Origin of the sequence: Specibacter sp. RAF43 (assembly GCF_052114065.1) — a bacterium.
In the GTDB taxonomy this organism is placed as follows: domain Bacteria; phylum Actinomycetota; class Actinomycetes; order Actinomycetales; family Micrococcaceae; genus Specibacter.
Window position 1 is genome coordinate 48,506 of sequence record NZ_JBFREA010000005.1, and the last position, 19,884, is coordinate 68,389.

Below are 19,884 nucleotides of genomic sequence, written 5' to 3' on the forward strand. Positions count from 1 at the left end.
ATCAAGACCTTGGTCATCCTGGGCGCGTCGGGCGACTTGACCGGCCGGCTGTTGCTGCCCGGCGTCGCACGGCTGATCGCGTCCGGCCGGGCCCCCGGCATCACGCTGGTGGGCGCCGGCAACGACGACTGGAGTGCCGCGAAGTGGCAGAAGCGGCTCAAGGACGGCTTTGCCGACGCCCTGGCGCCCGGCGGGGACTCCACCGCCGGCGGCATCAAGGAGCTCCGGGCGGTCAAGAAGAACAGCAGCTACCACCACCTGGATGTGACCGCCGCGGGCGTGCTCGGCAAGTTTCTGGCCACCGTCGAGGGCCCCGTGGCCCTGTATTTCGCCCTGCCCCCGGCCGTCAGCCAAAAAGCCTGCGAGGTTTTGAAGAAGTCGGACCTGCCCGCCGGCACCCGCCTGGTCATGGAAAAACCGTTCGGCTCCAGCGAAGAGTCCGCCCGTGCCCTCAACAAGACGCTGGCCCGGCTGGTGGCCGAGGACCGCATCCACCGGGTGGACCACTTCCTGGGCAAGTCCACGGTGCTGAACATCATGGGCCTGCGCTTTGCCAACCGGCTGCTGGAGCCGTTGTGGAACGCGGAGCACATTAAGAAGGTGGAGATCATCTTTGATGAGGACCTGACCCTGGAGAACCGCGCCCGGTACTACGACCATGCCGGCGCCGGCCGCGACATGATCCAAAGCCACCTGCTCCAGATCATGGCCATCATGGCCATGGAGCCGCCCGCCACGCTCAACGAAAACGATGTCCGCTCCAGCATCGCCGCCGTGCTGCGGGCCAGCACCATCGGCAACGCGGCGGCCCCGGACTACGCCGCCTCCACCCGCCGCGCCCGCTACACGGCCGGCACCATCGGGCGGCGCGCGGTGCCCGACTACGTGGCCGAGGACGGCGTGGACCCCGCCAACAACACCGAGACCCTGGCCGAGGTGGAGGTGTTCGTGAACAACTGGCGCTGGGCCAAGGTCCCGTTCATTCTGCGCTCGGGCAAGGCGCTGCGTGGCAACCGCAAGGAGGCCGTGGTCACGTACAAGCCCGTCCCGCACCTGCCCGGCGGCTTCACCGGCGTCGACTCCCCCACCCGCCTGCACATTGGCTTCGGCCCGGAAACCCTCACACTGGATATTGACGTCAACGGCCCCGGCGACCTCTTCACCCTCGACCGGGTCCAGCTTGAAACGGACCTCTCGAGCGACCCCCTCCTGCCCTACGGCGAGGTGCTCGAGGGCGTCCTGAGCGGCGATCCGCTGCTGTCCGTGCGCGGCGACACGGCCGAGGAATGCTGGCGGATCGTCGAGCCGGCGTTTGCCGCCTGGAAGGACGGCTCCGTTCCCCTGGAGTCCTACCCCGCCGGCTCCGCGGGCCCGGCCGGCTGGACCACCAGCAACGACTGACGCCGCGCGGTCGAGCCGCAGCGCGCGCTGATTCCCCCTGCGCAGGATTCACGCCGGGTTCCGCGCCTGGCGGTGAGATCACTTTTCTCATGCGCGGAACTCGCGCCAGGTTTTACGCCCCGTGCCCACCGGCGCACGACTGGCGGGCAGTTGCGCGCATGGCGGTGGACCATTTTTCCTGTGACAGGCCGCGACGTGGGTGCGCCCCCAATGCGCACCCACGTCCCACCGTTGCTCACGCCGCGCGGACGACGCCGGCACCCGGGCGGGCCGGACGGCTCACCCGGGTGCCGGCGTCGTGCGCTCAGATGGCGGCGGTGCCGCGCTCCCCGGTGCGGACCCGGACGGCCTCATGCACCTCGACCGTCCACACCTTGCCGTCGCCGGCGTTCCCGGTGTTGGAGCTGGCGACAATGATGTCCATGAGGTCGTAGGCCTGATCGTCGGTGGCGAGGACCTCGATGCGGATCTTGGGGTGGAGGTCCACCGTGTACTCGGCGCCCCGGTAGATCTCGGTGTGCCCGCGCTGGCGGCCGTAGCCGTGCGCGCTGCTGACGGTCAGGCCCTGGACGCCGTAGCTCTCCAGTCCACTGCGGACGTCGTCGAGCTGTTCGGGGCGGATGATGGCGGTGATCAGTTTCATGCGTCTACCTTTGCCTCGTGGGGGGCCGCGGTCCCCTGGTGGTGCCCGTCGATCTCCGCCAGGGGCGAGAAGCTGCCCGAGACGCGGCCGCCAAAGTCGTAGGCGGACTCGGCGTGGACGGAGATGTCGATGCCGGCGGCCTCATGGGCGGAGGAGATTCGGAAGCCGATGGTCTTGTTGATGATCCAGCCGACCACGTAGGCGATCACGAACGAGTAGGTCATCACGGCGAAGGCCGCGAGGGACTGCTTGCCCAGCAGTGCCAGGCCGCCGCCGTAGAACAGGCCCTGGCCGGCGGCCGGCGAGTTCGGGTCCGCGGCCAGGCCGATGAACAGCGTCCCCAGGATGCCGCCCACTAGGTGCACGCCCACCACGTCGAGCGAGTCGTCAAAGCCCAGCCGGTACTTCAGGCCGACGGCCACGGCGCAGACGGCGCCGGCCAGCAGGCCCAGGACCAGGGACCAGAGGGGGGTCAGCGCGGAGCAGGCCGGGGTGATGGCGACCAGGCCGGCGACGGCCCCGGAGGCGGCACCGAGGGAGGTGGCATGGCCGTCCCGCAGCTTCTCCACCAGGAGCCAGCCGAGGATGGCGGCGCACGGTGCGGCCAGCGTGTTGATCCACGCGTAGCCGGCCACGGCATTGGCGCCCAGGGCCGAGCCGGCGTTGAAGCCGAACCAGCCAAACCAGAGCAGGCCGGCGCCGAGCATGACGAACGGCATGTTGTGCGGGCGGTGGCTGGGGTCCTTGCCGAATCCCTTGCGCTTGCCCAGGATCAGCGCCAGCGCCAGGGCGGCCGCTCCGGCGTTGATGTGGACCGCGGTCCCGCCGGCAAAGTCAATCGCGCCCATCCCCTGGCCGATCCAGCCGCCGGTAGGGTTGCCGGCCGCGTCCTTGGTGAACGCGAACACCCAGTGGGCGACCGGGAAGTAGACCAGCGTCACCCAGATGGCGGCAAAGACCATCCAGGCGCCGAACTTGGCCCGGTCCGCAATGGCCCCGGTGATCAGGGCAACGGTGATGATGGCGAACACCGCCTGGAAGCCCACGAACGCGACCTCCGGGATGGTGCCCACCAGGGGCGCGCCGTCGCCGGTGTCAAGGACGCCCCGCAGGCCGAGCTTGGCGAGCGGGTTGCCGAGCAGGCCGCCGCCGATGTCGTTGCCGAACGCCGCCGAGTAGCCAAAGAGCACCCAGAGGACCCCGACCACGGCGATGGTGCCAAAGCTCATCATCATCATGTTCAGCACGCCCTTGGCCCGGGTCATGCCGCCGTAAAAAAATGCCAGGCCCGGAGTCATCAGCAGCACCAGGGCTGCGGAGACGAGGACCCACGCGGTATCGCCAGTATTCATGGTGTCTGGCCTTTCGTTGCGAGAAAAGTTGCGTGCCGCTTTTTCGCCGGCTGGTGCAATCTGGACGCTTACAACGATGCCGCGGGCGTGTTTCCGCCGGCCGCGACGATAATTTCCGGGATGTTACAAATGGCGGCGACAGGTTAATTCCTGTCGCCGCCATTGTTTCGGGCACGTTACGCGCCGGGCCGTTCAGAGTTGTCTAGGGCCGTCTAGGGCCGTCCAGAGCCGGCTAGGGCCGTTCCGAGTTGTCTAGGACAGCAGGGCATCCACGAAGCCCTCGGCGTCAAAGGGTGCCAGGTCGTCGGCGCCCTCGCCCAGGCCCACCAGCTTCACCGGCACGCCCAGAGTCTTTTGGATGGCGACCACAATGCCGCCCTTGGCGGTGCCGTCCAGCTTGGTCAGCACGATCCCGGTGATGTTCACGACCTCGGCGAACACCTTCGCCTGGGTCAGTCCGTTCTGCCCGGTGGTGGCGTCGAGCACCAGCAGCACCTCATCGACGGTGGCCTGCTTTTCAATGACGCGCTTGACCTTGCCGAGCTCGTCCATCAGGCCCACCTTGTTCTGCAGGCGCCCGGCCGTGTCCACCATGACCACGTCCACCTCCTGCTCGATCCCGGCCTTGACCGCCTCAAAGGCGACGGAGGCGGGGTCCGCGCCATCGACGTGGGACCTCACCGTGGGCACGCCGACCCGGGCGCCCCACGTGGCCAGCTGCTCGGCCGCGGCGGCGCGGAACGTGTCCGCGGCGCCCAGCAGCACGTCCTTGTCCTCCGCGACCAGCACCCGCGCCAGCTTGCCGACGGTGGTGGTCTTGCCGACGCCGTTGACGCCCACCACCATGAGCACGGCGGGGCGGCCGTCGTGGCGCTCAATATTCAAGGTCCGGTCCATGGTGGGATCCACCAGCTTGATGAGCTCCTCGCGCAGCATGGCCTGGACATGGTCGGGGCTGCGCGTGCCCAACACCTTCACGCGTTCGCGCAGCGTGTCCACCAGCGCCATGGTGGATTCGGTGCCGATGTCCGCCAGCAGCAGCGTCTCCTCGACTTCCTCCCACACGCCCTCGTCGATCGAATCGCGCGCGAGCAGCGCCAGCAGCCCCTTGCCCAGCGCGTTGTTGGACTTCGCCAGCCGCGCCCGCAGCCGCACCAGCCGCCCCTCCACCGGCAGCGGCGTCTCCACCGCGGTTTCTTGGTCAAGGCCCGGCGCCGGGGCCTGGGTTTCGGGCTCGGCGAGCGACGGCGGAACCTGGGTTCCCGGGCGATCCGCCAGCAACGTGCCGGCGGCCGAGCCGCCGTCGTGCGTGGGCGCGGGGTCGTTGGCGTCCCGCGGGCCGGTGTAGTCCCGGTTGCTTCTGTAGGCCTTCACGAAGACAGGGATAAGGCCGCCGATGACGGCGAGCCCAACAACGATGTACAAGATGATGGCAAGGGTTTCGTTCACCTCCCCAGTCTCTCACGGGGGGCCTCTCGCACCGGTTGGCGCAGGCTGTGGCAAACTCAATGCTGATGTCCCTCACTACTGCGCTCCCCGATCCGTCCGTCAAACTTCCCCGCGAAATCAAGGTCCTGGTTGCCGCGGCCTTCCTGATTGCCGTCGGGTTCGGCATCGTGGCCCCCGTTTTGCCGCAATTTGCGCAGAGTTTCAATGTCAGCGTCAGCGCCGCGGCGATCGTCGTCAGCGCGTTCGCCTTCACCCGGCTGCTGTTCGCCCCGCTGAGCGGGGTGCTGGTGGAGCGGCTCGCCGAGCGGCGGACGTACATTGTGGGCATCGTGATTGTGGCGGCGTCCTCGGCGGCCTGCGCGTTCGCCCAGAACTATTGGCAGCTGCTGCTTTACCGGGGGCTCGGCGGCATCGGCTCCACGATGTTCACGGTGGCCTCCATGGGGCTGCTGATCCGGCTCGCCCCGCCGCAGGCGCGCGGGCGGGTCTCGAGCCTGTATTCGGGGTCGTTCCTGCTCGGCGGGATCGCCGGGCCGGCCATCGGCGGGCTGCTGGCCGGGTTCGGCCTGCAGCTGCCGTTCCTGGTCTACGCCGGGGCGCTGGTGCTGGTGGCCCTGCTGGTGGCAACGCAGCTGCCGGCCCTGGTGGCCGCCACACCCAGGCTGGCCGTGGTGCCCCGCCCGGCGACGGGCCCCGACGGCGCCACGCCGCGGCCCGTAGCGGCGGACGTACGGGCGGCCGCGCCGGTGCGGGTGCCCGTGCCCGCGGTGCCGGTGCCCGTGCCGGCGGCAAAGGCGCGGCCGCTGCCGCTGCGCGCCGCGCTGGGCCTGCCCGCATACCGGGCGGTGCTGGTCTCCGGGTTCGCGAACGGCTGGTCCGCGTTTGGGATCAGGATGGCCCTGGTGCCGCTGTTCGCCACGGCCGCCCTGGGTGCCGGCCCGCAGGTGGCCGGCATCTCTCTTGCCGTCTTTGCCGTGGGCACCGGCGTCGCCCTGATGTTCTCCGGCCGGCTCGCGGACACGTGGGGGCGCAAGCCCATGATCTTGCTGGGCCTGGCCGTGAACGGGATCGGCATGGGCGTCCTGGGCTTCACCGGCAATGAATTCTGGTTCTTCGTGGTCTCGGCGATTGCCGGCCTGGGCAGCGGCCTGATGGGCCCGGCGCAGCAGGCCACGGTGGCCGACGTCATCGGCAACGACCGCTCCGGCGGCAAGGTCCTGGCCACGTTCCAGATGAGCCAGGACTTCGGCACCATCATCGGCCCGATCGCCGCCGGCGCCGTCGTCGACGCGTTTTCCTACGGCCCGGCGTTTGCCATGGCCACCGCCGTGGCCTTGCTGGCGGCCTTGTTCTGGCTCCCGGCCCGCGAAACGCAGCGGTAGCCGGTCCCGCGGACCCCGGGGGCTCCCGCGGCCGCCGGGTCAGGCGTGGTTCATGCGCTGGCTGATGACGGCGGAGACTCCGTCGCCGCGCATGGAAACCCCGTACAGGGCGTCGGCCACGTCCATGGTGCGCTTTTGGTGCGTGATGATGATCAGCTGGCTGGATTCGCGCAGCTCCTCAAAAATGGTGATCAGCCGGCCCAGGTTCGTGTCGTCCAGGGCGGCCTCCACCTCGTCCATCACGTAGAACGGCGACGGGCGAGCCTTGAAGATGGCCACCAGCAGCGCCACGGCGGTCAGCGAGCGCTCCCCGCCGGAGAGCAGGGACAGCCGCTTGATCTTCTTCCCGGCGGGCCGGGCCTCGACCTCGATGCCGGTGGTCAGCATGTCGCTCGGGTCGGTCAGCACCAGCCGGCCCTCCCCGCCCGGGAACAGCCGGGCAAACACCCGCTCAAACTGGGCGGCCGTGTCGGCGTAGGCGGACGTGAACACTTCCTCCACGCGCCGGTCGACCTCCTTGATGATGTCCATCAGGTCCTTGCGGCTGGATTTGAGGTCCTCCAGCTGCGTGGCCAGGAACTGGTGCCGTTCCTCCAGCGCCGCGAATTCCTCCAGCGCCAGCGGGTTGACCTTGCCCAGGGCCGCCAAGTCGCGCTCCGCACGCTTGAGCCGCTTTTCCTGCTCCTCGCGCACAAACGGCGTGCCTTCGCGGATCTCTTCGCCGGCCTCGTCAACGCTCACCCGCAGCGCTGCCCACTTGTCCGTGACCTCCCCGGGTCCCAGCGGCACCAGCGTGTCGGGTCCGTATTCGGTGACCAGGTGCTCCACGGTCAGCCCGAGCTCCTCGATGGCCTTGTTTTCCAGGTCTTCGATGCGCAGGCGTTGGGCGGCCCGGGCCAGCTCGTCCTTGTGCACGGAATCGGTCAGCGTGGCCAGCTCCCGCTCCAGCTCCAGCGTGGCGGAGCGGACGGCCATCAACTCGACCTCCCGCGCGGCCCGCAGGGCCTCGGCCGCGTCGCGTTCCCGCTCGGACAGCGTGATGGAGGCCTCCACAAACGGCAGGACATGCTCGACGCCGGCCGCCACGGCCGCCGCCTTCCGCCCCTGGTACATGCGTCGGGCGGCCCGTTGGGCGGCCTGTTCGCGCGCCAGCCGCTCGGCGGCGGCGGCCCGCTCCAGTGCCGCCGCCCGGTTGCGGGTGGCCGTGAGCTGTTCCTCGGTGCTGCGCAGCCCCAGCCGGGACTCCATCTCCGCGGCCCGGGCCGCCACGGCCTGCGCTGCCAGCTCGTCACGGTCATCCAGCGAYGGGTCGGCGTCGGCCGGGGCCTCCCGGGTGGCGGCCAGCCGGGCGGCCACCTCGGCGAGCGCCTGCTCCTCCCGCCCAAGGTTCGCCGTGGCCACGGCCAGGGCCGCCGCCTGCCGCTCCGTCTCCCCCGCCGCGGACCGCAGCGTAGACCCGAGCACGCCCAGCCGCTCCGCCACCGCCGCCAACCGCGCGTCCGAATCGTGCAGCCCGGCCAGGGCCGCGGCCTCGGCCGCCGCGGCGCTCTCGCGCAGGGGCGTGGCGGCGGCCAGGGCAAAACGGGCCCGTTCCGCGTCCGCCGTCACGGCGGCGAGCCTGGCGTCGGTCTCATCGACGGCCGCCTGCAGTTCCAGCAGCGACGGCGCCGTCGCCGAGCCCCCGCGCATTGAGTGTGCGCTCAGCACGTCGCCGTCGGCCGTCACGGCGGTCAGCCCGGGGTGCCCGGCAACAAGGTCGGCGGCGCGGGTCAGGTCCGGCACCAGCACCACGCGCTCGAGCAGGGCGTCGACGGCGCCGCTGAGCCCGGGCGGGCAGTCCACCAGGGAACGGGCGGCGACGGCCCCCGGCACGGTGCCCGCGGCCAGTGCGGCCGCGACCAGTGCGGCCGCCGGCGATGGGGCGGCGGTTGCGGCCGCCGGCCCGGCCGGGCCGGGGTCCGCCGAATCAGCGTTGCCGGCGGCGCTGCCGGCACCGCCCAAGTGTGTGGAGGCGCCGGCGAGGACCAGGGTGACGCGACCGCCGTCGTCCGTCTTGATCCGCTCGAGGGCGGCCAGCCCGGTGGCGCCGTCCACCACGGCGACGCCTTCGGCGGCCGCGCCCAGGGCGGCGGCGATGGCGGTTTCGTGGCCGGGGGCCACGGTGAGGAGGTCCGCGACGGCGCTGATCACCCCGGCCTGGCCTGTCGCGAGCAGGTGTGCGGAGGCGTCCTTGCGCAGCAGGCCCACGGCCAGGGCGTCGCGGCGGGCCGCCAGGGCCTCGCGTTCACGCTCGGCGGCGCGCTGGGCGTCGGTGAGCCCGGCGATCTGTGTGTCGAGGGCGGCCAGGGCCGCGGCGGCGTCCTCGTAGTCGGCGTCGAGGCGCTCCTCGCCGGCCTCCACACCGGCGACCTGGGCCTCCAGGGCGGCGAATTCCTCGGCCGCGGACTGGTGCCGCTCGGTGCCTGAGGCCATGCCGTGGCGCAGCCGGCCGATCTCCGCCTCGGCCGATTCCACCCGCGACCGGGCGGAAGCCACCTGGCCGGCCAGCCGGGCCAGGCCCTCGCGGCGGTCGGCCGTGGCGCGCAGGAGATTGCGGATGCGCTCGTCCTCGGCCCGGACAGCGGCCTCCGCATCCTCCTTGATTTCCATGGCCGTCTCCAGGCCGTAGCGCCGCTCCTCCAACGCCAGGTCCAGCTCGGCCTCCTCGGCGCGGACCCGCTGGGCCTGCTCGGCGAGCCGGTCCGGGTCGCGGCTGGGATCCGCGGCGGCCTCGGCCGAGCCCAGGTGGCGGCGGCGTTCGGCGGCGAGCGCGCCCAGCGACTTGAGCCGGTCCCGGGTGGCGGAGAGCTGATACCAGGTGTCCCGGGCGGCATTGAGCACCGGGGTGGCGGCGGCGGAGAGCTGCTCCAGCCGGGCCTGCTGCTCCCGGGCGCCTTGGAGCTCGTGTTCCACGTGCTCGCGGCGGACTTTCAGCGCCTGCTCCTGGGCCACGTCCCGGTCGACGGCGGTGGAGAGCGTCACGATGTCGTCGGCCAGCAGGCGGGCCCGGGCGTCGCGCACGTCAAATTGGACGGCTTGGGCGCGGCGGGCCACGGCGGCCTGCTTGCCCAGGGGCGTGAGCTGGCGCCGGATTTCCCCGGTCAGATCGCTGAGGCGGGCCAGGTTGGCGGACATGGCGTCCAGCTTGCGCAGCGTCTTTTCCTTGCGCCGGCGGTGCTTGAGGATCCCGGCGGCCTCCTCAATGAAACCGCGGCGGTCCTCGGCCGTGGCGTGCAGGACCTTATCCAGCTGGCCCTGGCCCACGATCACGTGCATTTCCCGGCCCAGGCCCGAGTCCGAGAGCAGTTCCTGGATGTCCAGCAGCCGGCAGCTGCTGCCGTTGATGGCGTATTCCGAGCCGCCCGTGCGGAACAGGGTCCGGGAGATGGTGACCTCGGAGTATTCGATCGGCAGGGCGCCGTCGGCGTTGTCAATGGTCAGCGAGACGTGGGCCCGGCCCAGCGGCGGACGGCCGGAGGTGCCGGCGAAGATGACGTCCTCCATCTTGCCCCCGCGCAGCGTCTTGGCGCCTTGTTCACCCATCACCCAGGCCAGGGCGTCCACCACATTGGACTTGCCGGAGCCGTTGGGACCCACCACGGCCGTCACCCCGGGCTCGAAGTCGAAGGTGGTGGCCGAGGCGAACGACTTGAATCCGCGCACGGTCAGAGTTTTTAGATGCAAACTGGTTTATTCTCCTGCAACGGGCCATTTCCTGATGCCAATCTACCGTGTCGGCCGCATTCCCCACGGCTCCGGCGGCCAAGTATGCGCCGCGGCGCATGTGCGGTTGGCTCACGGCAAGGTGCATAGTTAAGGTTGACTGATTATGTGGGGAGCCGAGTCCGCGGTTGCCAGGCACAAGCAACGACACAGAAAAAGGCTGGAATTTGATCGGCAACGCTACATTTCGACACCACAACACTGCATTACTGGCCGTCACCAGCGTGGAGGCTCCTGTAGTCGTTAGCTCCAGCGACTTTGACACCCGGCTGGCGCCCAGCCTCAAGCGCCTGCGCCTGTCCAAGCGGCTGTTGGAGCGCGTGGCCGGCGTGAAGGAACGCCGCTGGTGGGGTCCGGGGATGGAATTTGACGACGCCGCCACCGAAGCCGGCGCGAAGGCCCTGGCCGAGGCCGGCATCGAGCCCGGTCAGGTGGGCCTGTTGATCAACACCTCCGTGACCCGCCGCAACCTGGAACCGTCGGTGGCGGTGAAGATCCACAACGGCCTGGGCCTGCCGTCGTCGGCCATGAACTTTGACCTGGCCAACGCCTGCCTGGGATTCGTCAACGGCATCACCCTCGCCGCCAACATGATTGACTCCGGACAGATCAAGTACGCGCTCATCGTGGCCGGCGAGGACGCCCAGGCCACCCAGGAAACCACCTTCCGCCGGCTGAACGCGGACACGTCCACGCGCGAGGACTACCTGCGCGAATTTGCCACCCTGACCCTGGGCTCCGGCGCCGCGGCCGCCGTCATCGGCCCGGCCGACGCCCATCCGGGCGCCCACCGGATCCTTGGCGGGGTGTCCCGCGCCGGCACCGAACACCACGAACTGTGCGTCGGCGGCCCGGACGGCATGTTCACCGATACCAAGGGCCTGCTGGACAACGGCCTGGAACTGGTCACCACCGCCTGGGACGAGGCCCACGCCAACGGGTGGGACTGGCGGACGATGGACCGCTATGTCACCCACCAGGTCTCCAGCTCCTACACCAACGCCATCATCAAGGCCGTGAACCTGGTGCGCGAACGCGTGCCCATCACGTTCCCCAAGTGGGGCAATGTGGGCCCGGCCTCGCTGCCGATGACGCTGGCGCAGGAGGCCCAGACCCTGAACCGGGGCGACCGGGTGCTGTGCATGGGGGTCGGCTCGGGCCTGAACACGACCATGATGGAAATTGCGTGGTAGCAGGCCCCGCCGTGACACCCGTTCCCCCCGTTACCGAGTATTTCGGCACCCGGCCCGCCCTCGAGCCCGCCGAGCCGTGGCCGGGCGTGCGCGCCGCCTGGCGCCGCACCGTGTCCGTTCCCTCCACCGCCGGCGTCGACTCCCCCGGCACCCGCCACCGGTGGCACGTGCTGGACAACGCCGACGACGTCGCCGCCACCGGCCGGGAGCCCGTTGGCACGCTGCTGTGCGTCCACGGCAATCCCACCTGGTCCTACCTGTGGCGCACCCTGCTGGCGGGCGCCACCGCGGCCCCCACCCTGGCCGCCGGCGGACCGTGGCGCGTCATCGCCGTCGACCAGCTGGACATGGGCTTCTCCGAACGCACCGGCACGTTCCGCCGGCTCGAGGACCGCATCACCGACCTGGGCGATCTCACCGACGCCCTCGGGCTGGCCGGGCCGGTCGTCACGGTCGGGCACGACTGGGGCGGCCTCATCTCCCTGGGCTGGGCCACCCGGCACCGGGAGATGCTGGCCGGCGTCGTGCTCACCAACACCGCCGTCCACCCGGCCGGGTTTTCCCTGCCCCCGTCGCTGCGACTGGCGCTGCACCCGGCCGTCCACCCGTGGGGCACGAAGACCTCGGCCGCCTTCTTGCGCGTCACGCACGCCCTGGCGCGGCCCGCCCTGGCGCCGGAGGTACGGGCCGCATTCATGGCCCCGTACCTGACGCCGCGGCGCCGCGCGGGGGTCGGCAACTTCGTGGCCGACATCCCCGCCACGGACTCCCATCCCAGCCGGCCCGCGCTGGAGCAGGTAGCCGCCGCAATCCGCACCCTGGACGTGCCCGCGTTCATGATGTGGGGGCCCCGGGACCCGGTGTTTTCCGACCGCTACCTGCGCGACCTGCTGGGCCGGTTGCCGCACGCGGACGTCCACCGCTTCGAGGGCGCCGGCCACCTGGTCCAGGAGGACCGCGACATCGCCGCCCCGACGTTTGCCTGGCTGGCGAAAAACGTCCCCCCCGTCGAACTGACAGCACCCGCGGGTGCCACCCCCGTCGAACTGACAGCTCCTGCGGGTGCCACCCCCGTCGAAGTGACAGCTCCTGCGGGTGCCAACCCGCATCTGCTGTCAGTTCAACGAGACCCGCACGCCGAAGTGACAGTACCCGCGGGTGCCGACCCGCATCTGCTGTCAGTTCAACGGTTTCGGCCGATGCTGGCCGAACTGGATGCCCGCCGCGGCGAGGACACCACGGCTATCGTGGACATGCTGCCGCGGGGCGCCACGCGGAGCCTGTCCTGGGCCGGGCTGGCCCGCGACGTCGACGACCTCGCCGCCGGGCTGGCGAACCTGGGCGTCCGTGCGGGCGACCGCGTGAGCCTGCTCGTGCCGCCCGGAATTAACTTGACCACGCTAATTTACGCGTGCCTGCGCCTGGGCGCGGTGATCGTCGTGGCCGACGCCGGGCTGGGCACCCGGGGCATGAGCCGGGCCATCAAGGGCGCCGGCCCCGCCTACCTGGTGGGTATCGAGCGCGCCCTGGCCGGGGGCCGGATCCACGACTGGCCCGGCGTCAAGATCGCCGCCGAGGATTTCACCGGCGGTGCCGCCGCCGTCAGAAAGAAGTTGCTCAACGTCGCGGCGACCGTGCCGGAGCTCCTGGCCACCGGGCGGGCCCTGCGTGCCGCCGGGACCGGCCACGCCTTTGAGACCCCCGCCCCCGACGACGACGCCGCCGTCCTGTTCACCTCCGGTTCCACGGGCCCGGCCAAGGGCGTGGTGTACACGCACCGCCGCCTGGCCGCCATGCGCGAGACCATGAAGGCCACCTACGACCTGAAGGCGGGCACGGCCCTGGTCGCCGGATTCGCCCCGTTTGCCCTCCTGGGACCCGCCCTCGGCGCCACCTCTGTGACGCCGGAGATGGACGTGACGGCCCCGGCCACCCTGACGGCGGCGGCCCTGGCGGATGCGGCCGCGGCCATCCGTGCCACGGTGGTGTTCGCCTCCCCCGCCGCGCTGGTCAACATGGTGGCCACCGCCGCCGGGCTCACGGACGCGCACAAGTCCGCCCTAGCCGGCGTCGGCCTACTGCTCTCCGCCGGCGCCCCAATGGCCGAACCACTGCTGGCGCAGGTCCAGGAGCTCACGCCCAATGCCGTCCTGCATACTCCGTACGGCATGACCGAGGCCCTGCCGGTGACCGACATCAGCCTGCCCGAGATCCGGGCCGCCGGTCCCGGCAACGGCGTGTGCGTAGGCCGGCCGGTCAGCGGCGCCACCGTGGCGATCGCACCCCTGGCGGCGGACGGCACCGCGGGCGGCACGCCCACCCAGGATCCCCAGGTCACCGGCGAAATCCTGGTCAAGGCCCCGCACGTGAAGGAACGCTACGACCGCCTCTGGATCACCCAGGAGCACAGCGCGTCCATCCCGGGCTGGCACCGCAGCGGCGACGTCGGCCACCTCGATCCAGCTGGCCGCCTCTGGGTGGAGGGCCGCCTGGCCCACATCCTGGCCACGCCCGCCGGCATCCGCACCCCGGTTGCCGCCGAACACGCGGCCGAGCGCGTGAGCGCGGTGGTGCGGGCCGCCGTCGTCGGCGTGGGTCCGGCCGGTACGCAGGCGGCCGTGGCCATCGTTGAGACCGCCCCACCGGCCAGGCATGCCGGACTCGCGGATCCCCAACTGGCCGCCGAGGTGCGCGCAGCGGCGACCCGGGACGCGGGCCTGGACCTGGCCGCCGTGCTGGTGATCGACCGCATGCCAACGGACATCCGGCACAACTCCAAGGTGGACCGCACCGCGCTGGCGGTGTGGGCGGCGCGCATGCTGTCCGGGGGGAAGGCGGGCCGGCCGTGAGGACGACGCCGGCCGCAGGCTCCGTGCGCCCCGCACCCCGGGCCGTGGCCGGCTCGGACGCGGCGGCGCCGGGGCGCCGGGTACTGGTGACCGGCACAAGCGGCTTCCTGGGCCATGCCGTGGCGCAATTGTTGTTTGATACCGGCTACCAAGTGCGCACCCTGCAACGGCGGGCCATGGCGGAGCCGTGGGCATCCGTCCAGGGTTCGGTGGCCGACCCCGACGTTGCCGCGGCGGCCGTGGCCGGCGTCGACGCCGTGATCCACCTGGCCGCGAAGGTGTCCTTCACCGGCGTGTGGGATGACTTTGTCGCAACCAACATCGTGGGCACGCGACAACTCCTTTCCGCCGCCGCGCGTGCCGGGGTGAGGGACTTTGTGTTTGTGTCCTCGCCGTCCGTGGCGCACTTTGGCACCTCGATCGCGGGAGCCGGGGCCGGGGCCGCCAATCCGGAATTGGCCCGCGGCCACTATGCCCGGTCCAAGGCGTCGGCCGAGCTGCTGGCCCTGGCGCAGGACTCCCCCGCATTTCGCGTCACGGCCATCCGCCCGCACATCGTGTGGGGGCCGGGCGACACCCAGTTGGTCGAACGCGTGGTGGAGCGGGCCCGGGCCGGGCTGCTGCCGCTGCTGGACGGCGGCCGGGCACTCATAGACACCACGTACATCGACAACGCCGCGGCGGCGATCGTGCGCGGGTTGGAGCGCATGGACCACGCCCACGGCCAGGCGCTGGTGGTCACCAACGGCGAGCCGCGTCCCGTCGGAGAGCTGATCGCCGGGATCTGCACCGCCGCCGGCGTGCCCGTGCCGGCTTTTTCCGTGCCGGGCTGGCTGGCCCGCGGGGCCGGCACCGTGATCGAAAAGGCGTGGACCGCCGCCGGGGCCCGCGGCTGGGTGAACGACGAGCCGCCCATGACCCGGTTCCTGGCCGAACAGCTCTCGACCGCCCACTGGTTTGACCAGCGGCACACCCAGGCCGTCCTGGACTGGGCCCCGGCGGTGTCCCTCGACGAGGGGCTGGCCCGGCTCGCCGCCTATTACCGGCGCTAGGGCAGGACCCCGTCCATAGGCCAGCCCCGGATGCGGTGACTGCTGGTGTTGGCCACGCCAGATGCCGTGCCGGAGCCGCGAGGGCTGGGGTTGGCAGCACATGGCCTGAGGGAACTACCGGTTTCGCAACCTCAACCAGCCGTCGCGGCCGCGGCGCGGATGGCTGAGTGAAGGAGCACCGCGTTTTGGTAGGCGGCCAGGATGCGCACCTTGACCACTTCCGGTTGTTCCAGGTGCTTCCACTTGATGCGAATGATGCGCCAGCCATCCTCAATGAGCGCGTTCTCCCGTTCTCGTTCCCGCACGAGCGCCTCGTCCGCGGAGGCAGACCCGAAGTACTTGACATCGCCGTCGAACTCGAGGATCAACTTGATCACCCGCCAGGCAAAATCCGGCCGATATTCGCGCCCGTCAATGAGCAGCCTGATCTGTAGTTCGGGCTGTTCAATGGGGAGATCGAGGACGATTAGCCGGGTGCGGGTCTCGCCGGCGGACTCCGCCAGGGCGTTGAGCACGGCCAGGACTTTCTGCGCCCTTTTCATGCCCCGTCGGCCGGCCAGCTCCGCCGCCATCGCCTGCAGCGCCCCGGGCGCCAAGCCCTTGTGCAGTGCGGAGTCTCCAATGACGGCCGCCAAATCAAAGCGCGCCGTTCTGGCACAGTCGAGAACAGTGCGCGCAAGGCTGGTCACCAGCACGGTGCCAACCCCCTGGATATGCATTTGCATCACGTCCCGGGGATCCAGGTCCATGTGGTGGACGGTGACGTCCGGGGCACCTTTTTGCAGTGAGGAATTGTAGGGGGCATTCACATGGATCTGATCCGGGGCATTCCACACATCCAGTCCATGAAGGCGCGCGGCGCTGAAATGCGTATAGACAAGGTTGCCGCCCGTTCCCGCGATATGAGCCGACAGCCTGATCTTTGCCTGGTCCCACGGTGTACTGGCGCGCCATTGATGCATCGGAAAATAGACGCCCCGGCGGAGCCGGAGAAGCAATCCATGCCGTAGGGCGTCGGCAACGCACCTTGCACTCAGCCCGGCTGCAGCGAGCTGGGCCGCGGTGGCCACATAGCGATCGGCCGGCCACAGCTGGCCGAAGATGCGCCGTACAGCGGGCTCGTTCATGCCTTCGAGTCTGGGAGGAGGGCCGGCTTGATTCAAGGCCTAGTCGATCATCTGTGGATAACGTGACCGATCCCGGGAAACCCCCCATTCGCGAGTACTGGTCTTGACCGCGAGACCGGGGCGTGCACGCCCACTTGGGGTGCTACCTCCAGCAGTCGCGGAATCCGCGGCCGACTTTGGCCCCGCGGAGGACCCACGGAGGGCCCCGCGGAGGACGGAGTGCGGAATCCGCGGAAGGCCCCGCGGGAACCCGGGCGGCGCGCTACAGCCGGGCGTTGCGGGGCCTCGGCTGGCACACCGGGCAGCTGTAGGAGGACCGGTTCATGAAGGTGTCGCGGCGGATTCTGGTGGACAGTCCCGCGGCGGCGCAGCGCGGGCACGGTTCACCCTCGCGGCCGTAGGCATTGAGGGAACGGGCGAAATAGCCGGAGGCACCGTTGACGTTCACGTAGAGCGAGTCGAAGCTGGTGCCGCCCGCGTCCAGGGCCCGGGACATGACATCATGAGCCGCGTGGATTATCCGCTCCGTGTCCGGACGGCGCATGGTGTCCGTGGGCCGGGCGAAGTGCATCCTGGCCGCCCAGAGGGCTTCGTCGGCATAGATGTTGCCGATCCCGGACACCAGGGCCTGGTCCAGCAGGGCCCGCTTCAATCCCGTCTTCCGGGAGCGCAGGCGCCGGTGGAAGAGCTCGAGGGAAAAGTTGGGGTCCAGCGGGTCCCGGCCAATGTGCGCCGCCTCCCGCGGGATCAGCGGAAGACCGCCGGTGGCCGGGCACCCGCCGGGAAGCCCGTCCGGGGTGGGCACAAGCGAGGTGACAAAGAGGCCGCCGAAGATGCGCTGGTCCACAAACCGCAGCTCCTCGGGTGCGTCGGGTCGTGGCGCAAAGGTCAGCCGGACCTTGAGGTGCTTTTCATGGGGTTGGTCGGGGGCTTCCACCAGCAACTGCCCGCTCATGCCCAGGTGGGCCACGAGCGCGGTGTGCGGGGGCTCGGAAACCGACGGGGAATCGGCCAGGGGCATCCAGAGGAACTTGCCGCGCCGCACCACGTCCAGCACGGTGGCGCCCACCAGGTTGCCGCGGAAGTCCTCGGTGCCGAGCAGGTGGCGGCGGATGGAGCGTGGATCCGGCACGGAAACGCCGGTGATGGTGCGCCCGGCGATCCACCGTTCCAGGCCCCGCCGGACCACCTCAACTTCGGGAAGTTCAGGCATCTTTCACGGCATGCGGCGCCGCGCCGTCCGGCACACCGGCGTCAACCGCGTCAACCGCGGAGACCGCGGAGACGTCGGCGGCGTTCGCGTCCCCTACGGCCGCGGAATTGAAGGGGCGCTTGGCGGCGTACTTTTCCGCCAGCACGGTCCAGCCGGCGGCGGCGGCGGAGCGTTCGGCTTCCTTCTTGGACGGGCCGGCGCCGGTGCCGAAGTGGTGGCCGCCGATCAGCAGGCGGGCCACATAGGACCGGTCGTGGTCCGGACCGGTGCCGGTGATGTCATAGACGATGGCGCCCAGGCGGCGGGCGGCGGCGATCTCCTGGATGTTGGTTTTCCAGTCGGTGCCGGCCCCGAGGACCTCGGCGTCGGCCAGCAGCGGCCCCACCAGGCGCATGACCAGGTCGCGGGCCACCTCTATCCCGTTGCACAGGTAGGTGGCGCCGATCAGCGATTCCATGGTGTCGGCGAGGATGGAGGACTTGTTGCGGCCCTTGGTGAGCCGTTCGCCCTGGCCCAGGTAGATGAATTCACCGATGCCCAGCCCGCGGGCAATGCCGGCCAGGGCCCGGGTGGAGACCACCGCGGAGCGACGCTTGGCCAGATCGCCTTCCGGCAGCGTGGGGTTGTCCCGGTACAGGGCATCCGTGACCGAGAAGCCCAGGATGGAGTCCCCCAGGAACTCGAGGCGCTCGTTGGTGGGGATGCCGCCGTTTTCATAGGCGTAGGAGCGGTGCGTCAGGGCAAGACGAAGCGTCCCGGCATCAATAGTGACACCGAGACGCTTCAAAAGCAGCCTGTGCCCGTCCTCTAGCTTCGGGGGTTCCGTAACTGAGGACACAAGCAACTCCTGCAAAAATTATGAAAGCAATGACCTACGCCCGGTTGGGCCGGGAGTCTTAGACGTCGGCCACCTTGCGGCCCTTGTACTCCAGGAACAGGGCGGTGCCTGCGGAGTCGGTGACGACCTTGGCCTGGTGCGGCAGGCTGTAGACGACCTGGCCGTTTTCGATGGTCTTGACCAGGTTCGGCGCGGTGGCCTTCCACTGGGAACGGCGTGCGCGCGTATTGGCACGGGACATCTTCCGCTTGGGAACAGCCACGGCAAACTCTTTTCTCTCGATAACTGAAGGGCTGGTGCCCCAGGTTGAAACTCTGGCTAGTTTTCTTCGCCGGTCAAGCCCTGTAGGGCAGCCCATCGAGGATCCAAGACCTCGTGATGGTGCCCCGGCTCATCCGCAAGGTGTATTCCACATTCGGAACACAGACCCTCGCAGTCTTCCCGGCACACCGGCTGGAACGGCAGGGCGGTTACCACTGCGTCCCGCAACACCGGTTCAAGATCGATAGAATCGTGCTCGACCCAACGTTGCTCATCTTCGTCTTCGCCGAGGTCGTCCGCGGACGGTTCCTCGTAGAAGAAAAGTTCCTGCACATTGACTTCCAGATCGCTCACCAGGGGATCCAGGCACCGGGAGCATTCGCCCGTCACTTCGACAAACGCGCTGCCCGACACCAAAATACCTTCGTGGACGGCCTCAAAACGCAGCTCCAGATCCATATCGGATCCGGGCTTCACGCCAATGAGCGGGGTACCAAAATCCTCTGGTACCGGTACATGTTCGGTAAAGGTTCGCATGCTGCCCGGGCTGCGCCCAAGCTCCCTCACACCAATGGTGAGGGGCGTGCCATGGCTGGACTTGTTGCCCAACGTGCTTGCGCTAATGAGAACTCCTGTAGAACATATGACCGACGCACCATCTTAGCCCGAAAGGACACCGGCTTCAAAACCACCGGCACCGGACCAAAACGGCCTTAGCCAGTCTACGTCAGGTGGACGGCGGGAGTCGACCCGGCCGGGGCGTGCCGCGGGTGATGTAACTCTCAGCTAGATTCGCGGCGAGACGATCGGGACGGGACGGGTGTCCGGCCCCGTTTCCCCGTTGAGTCGGCGCAGGACGGCGCGCGGGACGAAGCCGGAGACGTCCCCGCCCAGGGAGGAGACTTCCTTGATGAGGGTGGAGGAGAGGTGCAGGTACCGGCTGTCGCCGGGCAGGAACAACGTTTCGACTCCGCTGAGGTGCCGGTTCATGGTGGCCATGGGCAGTTCGTAGTCAAAGTCCGAGGACGTGCGCAGGCCCTTGACGATGGCGGAGACCCCGCGGTCGTGGCAAAAGTCGGACAGCAGCCCCTCGCCTACGGGTTCGACCACAATGCCGGACAGTGCGGAAAACGTGGTTCGCGCCATGGTCAGCCGCTCGGTCAGCGTGAACCGGTACTTCTTGGCATAGTTCGTCGAGACGGCCACGATGACCTCGTCAAAAAGCCCCGCGGCTCGGGCGATCACCTCAATGTGACCATTGTGGATGGGGTCGAATGACCCGGGGCATACGGCGCGTCGCATACCCTCGAATCTATCCGATGAACCACCCCGCGGCCGATCTATTTATGCCATGTGTCGGCC

Annotated in this window: 15 protein-coding genes; 5 read left to right on the top strand and 10 right to left on the bottom strand. The window is 69.8% G+C overall.

Features of this window, described 5'->3' with window-relative positions; translation table 11 throughout:
• Positions 1-1,401, top strand: a complete 1,401-nt coding sequence (locus AB4Y80_RS04620) for a glucose-6-phosphate dehydrogenase (RefSeq protein ID WP_442212210.1) — start codon at positions 1-3, stop codon at positions 1,399-1,401.
• A gap of 304 nt (positions 1,402-1,705) precedes the next feature.
• Here the strand turns inward: AB4Y80_RS04620 and AB4Y80_RS04625 are convergent, their stop codons facing one another.
• The 3 genes from AB4Y80_RS04625 to ftsY form a co-directional block, all read right to left on the bottom strand.
• Positions 1,706-2,044: a P-II family nitrogen regulator gene (locus tag AB4Y80_RS04625; RefSeq protein ID WP_442212170.1), complete on the bottom strand. Its 339-nt coding sequence runs from the start codon at positions 2,042-2,044 to the stop codon at positions 1,706-1,708.
• The gene (locus AB4Y80_RS04630) at positions 2,041-3,396 is read right to left on the bottom strand and encodes an ammonium transporter (RefSeq protein WP_442212171.1); all 1,356 of its coding nucleotides are present in this window, start codon (positions 3,394-3,396) and stop codon (positions 2,041-2,043) included. The genes AB4Y80_RS04625 and AB4Y80_RS04630 overlap by 4 nt, the downstream gene beginning before the upstream one ends.
• A gap of 252 nt (positions 3,397-3,648) precedes the next feature.
• Entirely contained in the window at positions 3,649-4,845 is a 1,197-nt protein-coding gene (gene ftsY, locus AB4Y80_RS04635) for a signal recognition particle-docking protein FtsY (protein ID WP_442212172.1), read from the bottom strand.
• Between the two features lie 59 nt (positions 4,846-4,904).
• Here ftsY and AB4Y80_RS04640 point away from each other — a divergent pair, with 59 nt between their 5' ends.
• Positions 4,905-6,227, top strand: a complete 1,323-nt coding sequence (locus tag AB4Y80_RS04640) for an MFS transporter (RefSeq protein WP_442212211.1) — start codon at positions 4,905-4,907, stop codon at positions 6,225-6,227.
• A gap of 39 nt (positions 6,228-6,266) precedes the next feature.
• On the opposite strand, the gene AB4Y80_RS04645 is transcribed toward AB4Y80_RS04640, so the two are convergent.
• Positions 6,267-9,950 carry a chromosome segregation SMC family protein gene (locus AB4Y80_RS04645; RefSeq protein WP_442212173.1) on the bottom strand — a complete coding sequence of 1,228 codons (3,684 nt, stop codon included), beginning with the start codon at positions 9,948-9,950 and terminating at the stop codon, positions 6,267-6,269.
• A gap of 206 nt (positions 9,951-10,156) precedes the next feature.
• On the opposite strand from AB4Y80_RS04645, the gene AB4Y80_RS04650 reads away from it, so the two are divergent.
• From AB4Y80_RS04650 to AB4Y80_RS04660, 3 genes are read left to right on the top strand one after another with little or no spacing between them, the layout of a single operon-like run.
• Positions 10,157-11,182, top strand: coding sequence for a 3-oxoacyl-ACP synthase III (locus AB4Y80_RS04650; RefSeq protein WP_442212174.1), 1,026 nt, complete (start codon positions 10,157-10,159; stop codon positions 11,180-11,182).
• A gap of 11 nt (positions 11,183-11,193) precedes the next feature.
• Positions 11,194-14,031 (top strand): alpha/beta fold hydrolase, encoded by a 2,838-nt coding sequence (locus AB4Y80_RS04655; RefSeq protein ID WP_442212175.1) that lies wholly within the window; start codon positions 11,194-11,196, stop codon positions 14,029-14,031.
• A 44-nt stretch (positions 14,032-14,075) separates the two neighbouring features.
• Entirely contained in the window at positions 14,076-15,083 is a 1,008-nt protein-coding gene (locus AB4Y80_RS04660) for an NAD-dependent epimerase/dehydratase family protein (RefSeq protein WP_442212212.1), read from the top strand.
• Positions 15,084-15,214: 131 nt separating this feature from the next.
• On the opposite strand, the gene AB4Y80_RS04665 is transcribed toward AB4Y80_RS04660, so the two are convergent.
• From AB4Y80_RS04665 to coaD, 6 genes are all read right to left on the bottom strand, one after another.
• Positions 15,215-16,210 (bottom strand): type IV toxin-antitoxin system AbiEi family antitoxin domain-containing protein, encoded by a 996-nt coding sequence (locus AB4Y80_RS04665; RefSeq protein ID WP_442212176.1) that lies wholly within the window; start codon positions 16,208-16,210, stop codon positions 15,215-15,217.
• A 262-nt stretch (positions 16,211-16,472) separates the two neighbouring features.
• Positions 16,473-17,423, bottom strand: coding sequence for a bifunctional DNA-formamidopyrimidine glycosylase/DNA-(apurinic or apyrimidinic site) lyase (mutM, locus tag AB4Y80_RS04670; RefSeq protein WP_442212177.1), 951 nt, complete (start codon positions 17,421-17,423; stop codon positions 16,473-16,475).
• The gene (rnc, locus tag AB4Y80_RS04675) at positions 17,416-18,216 is read right to left on the bottom strand and encodes a ribonuclease III (RefSeq protein ID WP_442212213.1); all 801 of its coding nucleotides are present in this window, start codon (positions 18,214-18,216) and stop codon (positions 17,416-17,418) included. The genes mutM and rnc overlap by 8 nt, the downstream gene beginning before the upstream one ends.
• Positions 18,217-18,319: 103 nt before the next feature.
• Positions 18,320-18,523, bottom strand: coding sequence for a 50S ribosomal protein L32 (gene rpmF / locus AB4Y80_RS04680; protein ID WP_113718495.1), 204 nt, complete (start codon positions 18,521-18,523; stop codon positions 18,320-18,322).
• Between the two features lie 56 nt (positions 18,524-18,579).
• Positions 18,580-19,059, bottom strand: a complete 480-nt coding sequence (locus AB4Y80_RS04685; protein ID WP_442212214.1) for a YceD family protein — start codon at positions 19,057-19,059, stop codon at positions 18,580-18,582.
• A 249-nt stretch (positions 19,060-19,308) separates the two neighbouring features.
• Positions 19,309-19,824, bottom strand: a complete 516-nt coding sequence (gene coaD, locus AB4Y80_RS04690) for a pantetheine-phosphate adenylyltransferase (RefSeq protein ID WP_442212178.1) — start codon at positions 19,822-19,824, stop codon at positions 19,309-19,311.
• Positions 19,825-19,884: the final 60 nt, after the last annotated feature.